This is a genomic window from Streptomyces colonosanans (assembly GCF_001866645.1).
In the GTDB taxonomy this organism is placed as follows: domain Bacteria; phylum Actinomycetota; class Actinomycetes; order Streptomycetales; family Streptomycetaceae; genus Streptomyces; species Streptomyces colonosanans.
In genome coordinates this window covers 32,309-46,288 of sequence record NZ_MLYP01000005.1, presented here as the reverse complement: position 1 = coordinate 46,288, position 13,980 = coordinate 32,309, and the positions used below count along the sequence as shown (strand labels likewise).

Genomic DNA, 13,980 nt, shown 5'->3' with positions numbered 1-13,980 from the left:
CACCGATCGGCCGCTCCGGATCGGCGACCACTGCCTCCAGCAGCCGCGTCCAACGAGCGAACAGCGTCTCCACCGTGCCACGGTCGAACAGATCGGTGGCGTACTCCACGAGCGCGTCCAGCCCGCCCGGTGCGCCGTCCGTGCTCCGGCGCTCGGCGAAGCTGAGGGTGAGGTCGATCCGGGAGGTGCTGGTGGCCACGGGTACCCCGGTCACCGTGAGGCCGGGCAGGGTGAAGTCGCCCATGGGCGCGTTCTGAAGGGCAAGCATGGTCTGGAACAGCGGGTGGTGAGAGAGCGACCGGGCGGGGTTGACCACCTCCACCAGGTGCTCGAAGGGCACGTCCTGGTGGGCGAACGCCTCCAGCGCGGTCTCCCGTACCCGGCCCAGCAGTTCGGCGAAAGTCGGATTGCCCGAGGTGTCGGTGCGCAGCACCAACGTGTTGACGAAGAACCCGACCAGGTCGTCCAGGGCCTCGTCGGTGCGCCCCGCGACGGGGCTGCCGACGGGGATGTCGGTGCCGGCGCCGAGCCTGGTGTACAGGGCGGCAAGGGCCGCCTGCAGCACCATGAACAGACTCGCCCCGCAGCGTCGGGCCAGGTCCCCCAGGCCGGCGTGGAGCACGGCGTCCAGCTCGAAGGTGACCAGGTCACCGTGGTGGGTAGCGGTCGCCGGGCGAGGTCGGTCGGCGGGAAGCATCACCTGCTCCGGCATGCCAGCCAACTGACTTTTCCAGTACGCAACCTGGGAAGCGAAGACGCTTTCGGTGTCGCTCTCGTCACCGAGGATGTCGTGCTGCCACAGGGTGTAGTCGGCGTAGCTCACCGGCAGCGGCCGCCACGCGGGCGCCTCGCCTTGACACCGGGCCGTGTAGGCGGTCGCCAGGTCGCGGGAGAGCGGTGCCAGGGACCAGCCGTCACCGGCGATGTGGTGCAGGACGACCAGCAGAATGTGCTCGTCCGGTGCGAGCGCGAAGAGATCGGCCCTGACGGGCGGTTCGGCGGCCAGGTCGAAGCCGCGGGCCGCCCGGGCGCGCAACACCTTCGGTAGTTCCGCCTCGGCGACTTCGGTGAGGGACAGCGGGATCCCGGCCTCCGTGGTGTCGAGGATCCGCTGGTACGGCACGCCGTCGCGGTGCGGGAACACCGTCCGCAGAGGTTCATGGCGAGCCACCACGTCCGCCAGCGCGGCCTCAAGCGCGCGGCGGTCGAGGTCGCCGGTGAGCCGCAGCGCCAGCGGCATGTGGTAGGTGGCGCTCGGCCCTTCCATCTGGTGGAGGAACCACAGTCGACGCTGGGCGAACGACAGTGGTGTGGGCTCGGGGCGCTGCCGCGGCACCAGGGGCGTCCGGGCGGTTGCGGCGCTGTGCAGTCCGGCGGCGAGTCCGGCCGGTGTCGCGGTTTCGAAGAGTGCCCTCAGCTCCAGCTCCACGCCGAGGGTGACGCGGATCCGCGAGACCAGACGGGTGGCAAGCAGCGAATGGCCGCCCAGGTCGAAGAAGTTGTCGTCCACACCGAGCTGGGACACGCCCAGCACGTCGGCGAAGAGCTCGCAGAGGATCTGCTCCTGCGGGGTGCGCGGTACCCGGGCGCCGGGGCTGTCGCCCCCTGGTGCGGGCAGCGCGGCGCGGTCCAGTTTGCCGTTGGGGGTCAGCGGAAGGGCATCCAGGGTGACGATCGCCGACGGCACCATGTAGTCCGGAAGCCTTTCCCGCAGGTACTCACGGATGCCGTCCGCTCCCGTGGCACCAGGTACCACGTAGGCCACCAGCCGGTCCTCCCGGGCCACCACCGCGGCCTGCGCGACCGAGGAATGGGCGATCAACTGGGCCTCGATCTCACCGGGTTCGATGCGGAACCCGCGCACCTTGACCTGGTGGTCCACCCGACCGAGGAACTCCAGCTCGCCGTCGGCCCCCCAGCGGACGAGGTCGCCGGTGCGGTACATCCGCGAGCCGGTCGGGCCGTACGGGTTCGCCACGAACCGGCTTGCCGTCAGGCCCGGCCGGCCCAGGTAGCCGCGGGCCAGTTGGACGCCGGCCAGATACAGCTCACCCGCGACGCCGGGTGCCACCGGCCGCAGCGCGGCGTCGAGTACATACACCTGGGTGTTGGCGATGGGGCGGCCGATGGGGACCGGCAACGGGCACACGGTGAGGTCGGCGGGGAGCGGGTAGGCGGTGACCACGTGTGTCTCGGCGGGGCCGTAGTGGTTGTGCAGGACCCGGTCGGCGCGGGCGCCGAGGCCCCGGACCTGGTTGCCCAGCCGCATCGCCTCGCCGGCTTGCGCGATCACCCGCAGGCTCGGCAGGTCGCGCCCCTGCTCGTCGGCTGCCTCGGCGAGCGCTTCGAGCACCAGGTTGGGCGCGTAGAGCTCCTCCACCTCGTGGTCGTCGAGCCACTGGGCCAGCAGCTCGGCGCTGCGGCGCTGCTCGTCGCAAGGAACGACCAGGGTCTTGCCGAACAACAGGGCGGAGAGCATCTCCTGCGCGGAGACGTCGAAGCTGACCGCGGTGAACTGGGCGACCCGGGTGCCGGGTTGACCACCGATGGCGCGGTGGTGCCACTGGAGGAGGTTCACCAGGGCGCCGGAGGGCATGACAACGGCCTTGGGGCGGCCGGTGGAACCGGAGGTGTAGATGACGTAGGCGGGGTGACGTGGATCGATCGCGGCCGCCGGATCGGTGTCCGGGTGGCCGGGTTCTGCCTCGACGTCCCGTGGGTCGTCCAGGACCAGGGTCGGGCGCGCGTCGTCCAGCATGAACGCGACCCGGGACTCCGGGTACTCCGGGTCGACCGGCAGGTAGGCGGCACCGGTCTTCAGCACCGCCAGCACGGCGACCACGAATCCGGCCGAGCGCGGCAGTCGCAGCGCAACGATCCGCTCCGGGCCCGCTCCCCGCTGGATCAGGGCATGGGCGAGCCGGTTGGCACGGGCGTCGAGCTCGGCGTACGTGAGTGTGGTGTCGCCGCAGATCACGGCGGGTGTGTCGGGTGTGGCCCGCACCTGGGCCGTGAACAGGGCGGGCAGGCTGGCGTCGGGGAACTCGACGGCGGTCGCGTTGCGTTCGACCAGCAGCGCTTTGCGTTCGTCGGTGGCGAGGACGTCGAACGCACTGATGGGCCGGCCGGGTTGGGCGACCGCCGCGCGCAGCAGCCGCACCCAGCGGGCGAACAGCATCTCGACCGTCTCCTGGTCGAAGAGGTCGGTGGCGAACTCGACGTATCCGTGGATCCCCTGGGGCGTGCCGGCGTCGCCGCGTTCCACCAGATGGAATCCGAGGTCGAACATGGCTGTCGGGGTGTGCACGAGATGGATATCGGCGTGTACACCGGGCAGGTCGAAGTCGCTGCGCGGCACGTTCTGCAGCGCGAGCATGACCTGGAACAGCGGCTGGCGGGAGAGTGAGCGGGCCGGGTTGAGGGCCTCCACCAGGTGCTCGAACGGCAGGTCCTGGTGTGCGTAGGCGCCCAGGGCCTGTTCCCTTACTCGGCCGAGCAGCTCGGCGAAGGTCGGATCGCCCGAGGTGTCGGTGCGCAGAACGAGCGTGTTGACGAAGAAGCCGACGAGGTCGTCCACTGCATGGTCGGTGCGGCCGGCGATGAGGCTGCCGACGGGGATGTCGGTGCCCGCGCCCATCCGGGTCAGAAGGGCTGCAAGTCCGGCCTGCAGCACCATGTACACGCTGGCGCCGCGCTCCCGGGCCAGCACGGCGAGCCCCTGGTGAAGCTCCGCGTCGAGCTCCACTGCCAGATGGCGGCCGTCGTACGAGGTGGTGGCGGGGCGGGGGCGGTCGGTGGGCAGCGGGATCTGCTCCGGCAGCCCGGCCAGCGTCGTCGTCCAGTAGGCGGTCTGCCGGGCGGACAGGCTGCCGGGGTTCTGCCGCTCGCCCAGCAACTCCTCCTGCCACAGCGTGTAGTCGGCGTAACTCACCGACAACTGCGCCCACTTCGGCTGCCGGTCGTTCAGCCGTGCCGTGTACGCCGTGGACAGGTCGGCGGCCAAAGGGCGCAGCGACCAGCCGTCACCGGCGATGTGGTGGACCACGATCAGCAGGACGTGCTCATGTGGACCGAGCGCGAACAGCTCGGCGCGCACCGGTGGTTCGGTGACGAGATCGAAACCGCGTCCCACGGCCTGTCCGAGCAGCTCCGGAAGTTCTGCCTCGGCGGCCTCGGTGACGGGCAGCTCCGGGCGGACCTTCACCACGTCCAGGACCTGCTGGTACGGAACGCCATCGTGTTCGGGGAACACCGTCCGCAAGGTCTCGTGCCGGGCGATGACGTCGGTGAGGGCGGCCTGCAGGGCGGCGCGGTCGAGGTCGCCGGTGAGCCGCCAGGCCAGCGGGATGTGGTAGGCGGGGCTGGCGCCCTCCAGCTGGTGCAGGAACCACAGACGCCGTTGCGCGGAGGAGAGCGGAATCCGCTCCGGGCGCTGCCGCGGGACCACTGCCTGGCGTGCCTGCCCGGCCTCACCCAGACTCGCTGCCAGACCCGCCACAGTCGGGGTCTCGAACAGGGCGCGCAGCTCCAGTTCCACACCCAGCGCGGCCCGCACCCGGGAGACCAGGCGCGTCGCGAGCAGGGAATGGCCGCCCAGGTCGAAGAAGTTGTCGTCGACCGTCACCTGCGGCACGCCCAGCACCTCGGCGAACAACTCGGCGAGGACCTGCTCCTGCGGCGTCCGCGCGGCCCGGCCGCCCGGAGTGGTCGTGACCTCGGGCTTCGGCAGCGCGGCGCGGTCGAGCTTGCCGTTGGCCGTCAGGGGCAGGGCATCCAGGGTCACGAAAGCGGCTGGGAACATGTACTCCGGCAGCCGGTCCCGCAGATGTGCCCGCAGCTCTTCAGAGCGTGGCGTTCGGTCCTTCGCCGGCACCAGGTAGGCGACCAGCCGCGTGTCGTCCGCTCGATCCTGGCGGGCGAGGACGGCGACCTGGCCGACCTCCGGGTGGGCGGCCAACGCGGCCTCGATCTCGCCGGGTTCGATGCGGAAGCCGCGGATCTTGACCTGCTGGTCGGCACGGCCGACGTACTCCAGGTCGCCGTCGGTGCGTCGGCGTACGAGGTCGCCGGTGCGGTACATGCGGCTGCCTGCCGGGCCGTACGGGTCGGCGACGAACCGTTCGGCGGTCAGCCCCGGACGGTTCAGATAGCCGCGGGCCAGTCCGGCACCGGCCACGTACAGCTCGCCGGGGACGCCCGGCGGAACCGGCTGCAGCCGCTCGTCGAGCACGTACACCCGGGTGTTGGCGATGGGACGGCCGATCGGTGGCACCTGGCCGCAGGGGACGAGCGGCTCGCTCATGGTCGAGATCACCGTGGTCTCGGTCGGGCCGTACGCGTTGATCATGCGGCGGCCGGGCGCCCACCGTTCGACCAGCTCTGGCGAGCACGCCTCACCGGCCACGACCAGCGTCGACACGGACAGCGCGTCCTCCGGCACGGCAGCCAGCACCGACGGCACCAGCGTCACATGCGTCACCCTGGCGGCAGGGTCGGTCAGGGCCGAAAGCGGCGATTCCGGAGGCGGCAGCACCAGCGTGGTGCCGGTCAGCAGGGCGCTGCACAGATCCCAGAACGAGACGTCGAAACTGGGCGAGGAGAACTGGAGCACCCGGCTTCCCTCATCGAGCCCGAGGCGTTCCACCTGTGCCGCGACCAGGCTGAAGACACCCGCGTGGCTGACCACGACGCCCTTGGGGCGGCCGGTCGAGCCGGAGGTGTAGATGACGTACGCGGGGTTGTCCAGGGCGACGGCGGTCCGGGGGTCGGTTTCCGGCAGGGTCTCCAGTAGGGCGGCTGCATCGGGAGAGCCCAGTACCAGGCGGTCGAGCTCCTGCGGGCCGAGTGGGCGGTCCTCGAGCGCGCTGCTGGTGATCAACAGCTTGGGCTGGGCGTCGGAGACCATGAACTCCAGGCGGGCGGCGGGGTAGTTCGGGTCCAGCGGCAGGTACGCGGCACCGGCCTTGAGGACGGCGAGCATGGCGACGACCAGGTCGACGGAGCGTGGCAGCGCGAGCGCGACGATGTCCTCGGGCCCCACACCGCGGCCGGTCAGCGCATGAGCGAGCCGGTTCGCACGGGTGTTGAGCTCTGCGTACGTCAGTGTGATGTCGCCCGACACCACGGCGACCGCATCGCGGCGGGCGTGGACCTGTGCCTCGAACAGGGCCGGCAGCGCGATGGCGGGCGCCTCGACGGCGGTGCCGTCGGCGGCCAGCAACTGCCGGCGTTCGTCGGCGCTGAGGATGTCGTACTCGCTGATCAGCCGCTCGGGGTCGGCGGCCGCGGCCTCCAGCAGTCGTACCCACCGCTCGGTCATCGTCCGCACGGTCTGTGGGTCGTACAGGTCCGCGGCGTACTCGATGTACCCGTCGATACCCTCGGGTGATCCGTCCTCACCGTGGCGCTCGGACATCGAGAAGACCAGGTCGAGCTTGGAGGTGGTGGTCGTCAGCCGGACGTCGCCGACGTCCAGACCCGCCAGGGCGAGGTCGGCCGTGGGGGCGTTCTGCATCACCAGCATGACCTGGAACAGCGGATGGTGCGCCAGCGAACGGGCCGGGTTGAGGACCTCCACCAGATACTCGAACGGCACGTCCTGGTGGGTGTAGGCGCCGAGCGCCACATCGCGGACGCGGTTCAGCAGGCGAGCGAAGCTCGGGTCACCGCTGGTGTCGGTGCGGAACACCAGGGTGTTGACGAAGTACCCGATCAGCTCCTCCAGCGCCTGGTCGGTCCGCCCTGCGATCAGACTGCCGACCGGGATGTCGGTGCCCGCGCCCAGCCGGTTGAGGAGCGCCGCGAGCCCGGCCTGCAGCACCATGTACAGGCTGGTGCCGTGGACGCGCGCCAACTCACGCAGGTTCCGATGGAGTTCGGTGCTCAGCTCGACGGTCTCGAAGCCGCCGCGGTGGGACGCGACCGCTGGGCGGGGCCGGTCGGTGGGGAGTTGGATCTGCTCGGGCAGCCCGGACAGGGTCTTCGTCCAGTAGGCGGCCTGGCGGGCGAAGAGGCTGTCCGGGTCGGTGTGGTCCCCGAGCAGCCTATGCTGCCACAAGGTGTAGTCGGCGTATTGCACCGGCAGCGGCCCCCACTGCGGCTGCTCGCCCCGGCAGCGGGCCGCGTACACCGCGGTCAGATGGTGTGCCAGGGGACCGAGGGACCAGCCGTCACCGGCGATGTGGTGGACGACGAGCAGCAACACGTGCTCGTCGGGCCGCAGTGTGAAGAGCTCGGCGTGAAGAGGCGGTTCGGCGGCGAGATCGAACGAGTGGGCCAGCGCCTCGGCGAGGACGCGGTCCAACTCCTCCTCGGTGGTGGAGGCCAGACGCAGCCTCACACGGGCGTCCGCCGGGCTCAGTACCTTCTGGTAGGGCGCGCCGTCGATCTGCGGGTAGACCGTGCGCAGGCTCTCGTGTCGGGCCACCACGTCCGCCAGCGCGGCCTCCAAGGCGGCCCGATCGAGGGGGCCGGTCAGGCGCCAGGCCATCGGGATGTTGTAGTTGCCGGTGACGCCCTCCAGCTGGTGCAGGAACCACAGGCGCCGCTGGGCGAAGGAGAGCGGGATCCGCTCGGGGCGCTCCTGCGGGGTCAACGCCAGCCGTGCCTGCCCGGCCTCGGCAAGGCTCGCCGCGAGGCCTGCGGGGGTCGGTGCCTCGAACAGGGTGCGCGGCTCCAGTTCGACCCCGAGGACGGCGCGGACCCGGGCCACCAGCCTGGTGGCAAGCAGCGAGTGGCCGCCCAGGTCGAAGAAGTTGTCGTCCATCCCGGCCTCGGCCACACCGAGGACCTCGGCGAACAGCTCGCACAGGATCTGCTCCTGCGGCGTGCGCGGAGACCGGCCGCCGGCGCCCGCGGAGCCGAACTCCGGCTCCGGCAGCGCCTTGCGGTCGAGCTTGCCGTTGGTGGTCAGCGGCAGCGCGTCCAGCGGCACGAAGGCGGCGGGCACCATGTACTCCGGCAACCGCTCCCGCAGGTGTTCACGAAGCACGGCCGAGCGCGGGGTGGCGCCGGACGCGGGCACCAGATAGGCGACCAGCCGGGTGTCGTCGGCGCGGTCCTGACGGGCGAGGACGGTTACCTGGGCGACGTCGGGGTGGTCGGCCAACGCGGCCTCGATCTCACCGAGTTCGATGCGGAACCCGCGCACCTTGACCTGGTCGTCGGCGCGCCCGACGAACTCCAGCGTGCCGCGAGAGCTCCAGCGCACCACGTCGCCGGTGCGGTACATCCTGGTCCCCGGCGAGCCGTACGGGTCGGCCACGAAGCGTCCGGCGGTGAGCCCCGGCCGGTTCAGGTAGCCGCGGGCGAGCCCCGGACCGGCCACGTAGAGTTCACCCCTCACACCGGGCGGCACCGGTTGCAGGTGGGCGTCGAGCACATAGGTGCGCAGGTCCGGGATGGCGGTGCCGATGTCGCTGGCGGCTCCGGTGACGGCGCTGTGCCGGTCGAGCCCGGCGTAGGTGACGTGCACGGTCGTCTCGGTGATGCCGTACATGTTCACCAGGACGGGGGCGTCGTCCTGGTGGCGCCGGTACCAGTCGGCGAGCCGGGCCGGCTCCAGCGCCTCGCCGCCGAAGATCACGGTGCGCAGGGCCAGGGCACGGCCGGTCTGCGGGTCGTCCTGATCGGCCTGCATCAGCTGGTAGAACGCGGATGGCGTCTGGTTGAGCACGGTGACGCGTTCGTCGGCAAGGAGCCGCAGGAAGCGGTCCGGGGAGCGGCTGACGTCGTGCGCCACGACGACGAGCCGTCCGCCGTGCAGCAGCGGGCCCCACAGTTCCCACACCGAGAAGTCGAAGGCGTAGGAGTGGAAGAGCGTCCATACGTCATCGGCACCGAAACCGAACCAGTGCCGGGTGGCGGCGAACAGCCGCACCACGTTCCGGTGGGGGATGACGGTGCCCTTGGGCTTGCCGGTGGAGCCGGAGGTGTAGACGACGTACGCGGGGTTGTCCGGTGCGACGACGGCTCGGGGGTCGGTGTCCGGGGCCGCATCGAGGCTTGCGCGTACGGCCGGGTCGTCGAGCAGGAGTTGCTCGACCGGTTCGGCGCGGCCGGGGAGGGTGGCGGCGGTACGGCTGGTGGTGAGCAGGAGGGTGGGCCGTGCGTCACGCAGCATGAAGGCGATCCTGGCGGCCGGGTACTCCGGGTCCACGGGGACGTATGCCGCGCCCGCCTTGAGGACCGCGAGGACCGCTGCCACCAAGTCCGCCGAGCGCGGCAGGGCCAGCGCCACCAGCCGCTCCGGCCCGGCGCCCCGGGCGATCAGCAGATGGGCGAGACGGTTGGCTCGTGCGTTCAGTTCGCGGTAGGTGAGCGAGGTCTCGCCGGACACCACGGCGACCGCGTCCGGGGTGGCCTGGGCCTGCTCCTCGAAGAGCGCAGTGATGGTGGTCGGCGCGACGGTGTCCGCTGCGGTGTCCGGCGCGGCGAGCAGGCTTCGGCGTTCCTCCGGCGTCAGCACGTCGATCCGGCCGATGGGCTGGTCCGGGTCGGCGATCGCGGCCCGCAGCAGCCTCACCCAGCGTTCGACGATGACCTCCACGGTGGCCGCGTCGAACAGGTCGGTGCTGTACTCCACGAATCCGGCGAGCCCGTCCGGAGTGCCGTCGGCGGTGTGCCGCTCGGACAGGTTGACGGTGAGGTCGTACTTGGCGGTACCGGTGTGTACCAGTTCGCTCTCGACGTGCAGTCCCGGCAGGTCGTAGGCGTCCTGGGGTGCGTTCTGCAGCGCCAGCACGACCTGGAACAGCGGATGGTGCGCCAGCGACCGGGCCGGGTTGACCGCCTCCACCACATGCTCGAACGGCAGGTCCTGGTGGGTGTAGGCGGCCAGTGCGCTCCTCCGAACCCGTGCGAGCAGTTCGGTGAAGGACGGGTCACCGGACAGGTCCGTGCGCAGCACCAGGGTGTTGATGAAGAGCCCGACCAGATCGTCCGCAGCCTCGTCGGTGCGGCCTGCGACGGGCGTGCCGAGGGCGATGTCCGTACCGGCGCCGAGCTTGCCGAGCAGGGCGGCCAGACCCGCCTGGAGCACCATGAAGAGGCTGGTCGCGCTGGTACGCCCCAACTCCCGCAACCTGGTGTGGAGGTCCAGGTCCAGTCGCAACGGCACGTGGGCGCCACGGTACGACATCGTTGCGGGCCTGGGCCGGTCGAAGGGCAGCTCGGTCTGATCCGGCAGACCGGCCAGGTTCTCCTTCCAGTAGGCGAGCTGCTGGGCGCTCAGGCTGCCGGGGTCTGACGCCACGCCGAGCAGTTCACGCTGCCACAGGGAATAGTCGGTGTAACTCACGGGCAAAGGGGCCCAGTTGGGTGAATCTCCGCGGAGCCGGGCGGTGTAGGCGGTGGTCAGGTCACGCGTGAGCGCCCCCATCGACCAGCCGTCGCCGACGATGTGGTGGACCACGACGAGCAGCACGTGCTCCTGCGGGCCCAGTACGAAGAGTTCCGCCCGTACCGCAGGTTCGGCCGCGAGGTCGAAGGTGTACCGTGCGGCGTCGGCCAGCCGCTCCGGCAACTCGGCCCGGGTGGTGTCGGTGACCAGCAGCCGCAGTGGCACCTGCCCGGGGCCCAGGATTCGCTGGCACGGCACGCCGTGGGTGTCAGGGAAAACCGTGCGCAGGGTCTCGTGACGTGACACGACGTCCGCGAGCGCGGCTTCCAGGGCGCCCCGGTCCAGGGATCCCGACATCCGCAACGCCAGCGGGATGTTGTAGGTGGCGCTCGCCCCCTCCATCCGGTGCAGGAACCACAAGCCGTGCTGCGCGAACGACAGCGGCACCACGTCGGGTCGGCTGCCGGCGGTCAGCGGGGGCCGCCGCTGACCGGCGCTGTCGAGTGTGGCGGCCAACCGGGCGACGGTGGGAGCATCGTACAGGTCACCGAGGCCGAGCTCGGCACCGAGGACGGAGCGGACACGGGCGATCAGCCGCATGGCGAGCAGGGAGTGCCCGCCGAGGTCGAAGAAGCTGTCGTCGACGCCGACGGCCGGCACACCCAGCACCTCGGCGAAGAGCTGGCACAGCAGTTGCTCCCTGGGCGTGCGGGGCGTCCTGCCGGGATCGGCCACCGGGCTGTGCGGGGCGGGCAGGGCCCGCCGGTCGAGCTTTCCACCCGCGGTCAGCGGAAGCCGGTCCAGAACCGCGAAGGCCGCCGGCACCATGTGATCGGGCAGCCGCTCCCGCAGAAACGTACGCACCCGGTCCACCTGGACACCTTCGGCGGCGGGCACGACGTAGGCCGCCAAGGACGGCTCGCCGGAACGGTCCTGCTCGACCACGACGGCGGCCTGCGCCACATCCGGGTGCTCGGCGAGCGCGGCCTCGATCTCGCCCGGTTCGATACGGAAGCCTCTGATCTTGACCTGGCCGTCGGCGCGACCGGCGAACTCCAGGTCGCCGTCCCCGTTCCGCCGCACGATGTCCCCGGTGCGGTACATCCGTTCTCCGGCAGGGCCGAAGGGGTCGGCGACGAACCGTTCGGCGGTCGGCCCGGGCCGGTTGAGATAGCCGCGCGCCACCCCGGCCCCGCCGATGTACAACTCGCCCGGAACGCCCGGCGGCACGGGCTGCAGTCCGCTGTCGAGCACATACACCCGGGTGTTGCCGATCGGGCGGCCGATGACGGGGGCGGGGGAGGAGCCGATCCGCGCGGTGACCGCGTCGACCGTGCACTCGGTCGGGCCGTAGAAGTTGAAGGCGGCCACGCCGTCGACCGAGCCCAGGTCGTCCCAGAGCCGCTCCGGTACGGCCTCACCACCGGCGATGACCACGGCGGGGCGCCATCGGCCGGCATCGAGCAGGCCGTGGGAGAGCAGGATCCGCCAGTACGACGGTGTGGTGTTGACCAGATCCAGACGGTGGCGGGCGAGGTAGTCGGCGAAGGCGTCGGGGTCGGCCCATGTCTGCCGGTCCAGGACATGCAACTCATGGCCGGCGAACAGGCACGACAACTGGTCCCAGGCCGCGTCGAACGACACCGAGGTGGTCAGCGCCACCCGCATCCGCCGCCCCGGCGTGGCGGTGAACAGGGTCCGCCGCTGGTGGTGGAAGAGGTTGACCAGGCCCGCACGGGTGGCCACAACCCCCTTGGGCCTGCCGGTGGAACCGGATGTGTAGATGACGTAGGCCGGGTGCTGCGGCTCGACGGGGGCCGCCGGGCGGCTGTTCGGGTAGCTGTCCACCACGTCGGCGGTGTCCGGGTCGTCCAGGACCACACGTCCAACGGGCGGTGCGCCGGTGAGCCTGTCGACGGTTCCGGTGCCGGTGATCAGCAGCGCGGGCCGGGCGTCGTCGAGCATGCCGGCGATACGGGCCGCCGGGTACTCGGGGTCGAGCGGCAGGCAGGCCGCACCGGACTTGAGTACGGCGAGGATCGCCACCACCAGCTCCGCGGAGCGCGGCAGGGCCAGCGCCACCAGCCGCTCGGGTGCTGCGCCCCGGGCGATCAGCAGGTGCGCGAGGCGGTTGGCGCGGGCGTCCAGTTCGGCGTAGGTCAAGGTGGTGTTGCCGGCCATCACGGCCACCGCGTCCGGCGCGGCCTTCACCTGCTCTTCGAAGAGCTCGGCCGGGTCGGTGCGCGGTACTTCGGCATGCGTGCCGTTGAGGTCGCCCAGCACCTTGCGACGCTCCCGACCCGACAGCAGGTCGATCCCGCCGACGGTCTGCTCGGGGTCACCCTGCGCGATCCGCTCCAGCAGCCTGGCCAGGCGCTCCCCGTGGCGGGCGAATTCGGTTTCGTCGTGGGCGTCGGCGGCGCCATGGAGCTTGATGCGCGGAACCGAGCCGTCCCGCCGGTCCACAGCCCAGAGCGCCAGGTCGCTGGTGGCTCCCTCGGCGAGGTTGTGGGCCGTGACCCGGTGTCCGGCGAACGTGATGTCGTAGGGGAACGACATGATGTTGACGACCGGGGAGAAGGCCGTGCTGATGCTGCCGGGCAGGGCGAGCTCGCGGTGCAGGTCCTCGGCGCGGTAGCGCTGGTGCTTCAGCGCGGCGCGGACCTCCTGCGCAGTCCGGTCCACCAGGTCCGACCAGCGCAGGTCCGGGCGCACCATAAGACGCAGGGGTACGAGATTGGAGACCGCGCCCGGTGCCGCTGCCAGCGCGGGGTCGTCGGTCGGGCGGCCTGCGACGGCCAGCCCGAGGACGATGTCCCGGGCGCCGGTGAGCCGGTGCGTGTAAAGGGCGGTGGCGGCGATCAGCACGCGGGACCATCGAGTGCCGGCCTTGTCGGCCGCGCTCCGGAGAGCCTCGCCGACCGGTGCGGCATCCAGTTCGGTCCTGCGCACGGCCGCGGGACCACCGCGTGCGGTGCGCGTCGTCAGCCGCACGGCCTCCGGGCGGTCCCCGAGGCGCCCCAGCCAGTACGCGCGGTCCGTGGCGAACTTCTCGGAGAGGCGGTAGGCGGTGTCGCTGGCCACCAGGTCGTCCAGCGAGGTGAACGCGGTCGGCGCCGCGGACCGGCCGTCGACCAGGAGCGTGTACGCCTCGGCGAGGCGCCGCGCGACGAGCGAGTAGCCGTACCCGTCCATCACAAGGTGGTGGTAGCCCTGGTACCAGATGTAGTGGTCGGGCGCGAGCTTGAACAGGGCATAGCTGAACAGGGGATCACGCGCGAGGTCCAGCGGGCGGGCGCGGTCGGCGGCGATCCAGGTGAGCGCTGCCGCGCGGGGGGAGGTCTCCCGGCTGAAGTCGAGGTAGGGCAGCAGCCGGTCCGTCGTCGCGCGCAGGACCTGCGTCGGGCCGTCCGCGTCCTCGGCGAACCGCACGTGCAGGGCGTCGATCTCGTCGACGACCTGGTGCAGGGCGGCCTCGAAGACAGCGCCGTCGACCGGCCCGTGGATCTCCAGGTACTCGCCGATCCGGTAGGCGGGGATCACCCCGTTCGATGCCTGTTCGGCGAGCCAGATCTCGCGCTGTGCCGCTGTCAGCGGAAGGGCGGCGCCGTCGCGACGGGACATGGGGGTACCTCCAGAGG

1 protein-coding gene is annotated in these 13,980 nt (G+C 71.4%); it reads right to left on the bottom strand.

The genetic code is table 11. The annotated features are described in order from the left end of the window. A partial coding sequence (locus BIV24_RS01930) for a non-ribosomal peptide synthetase (RefSeq protein ID WP_143064550.1) occupies window positions 1-13,963 on the bottom strand: 13,963 nt, incomplete at its 3' end. Between the last annotated feature and the right edge of the window lie 17 nt (window positions 13,964-13,980).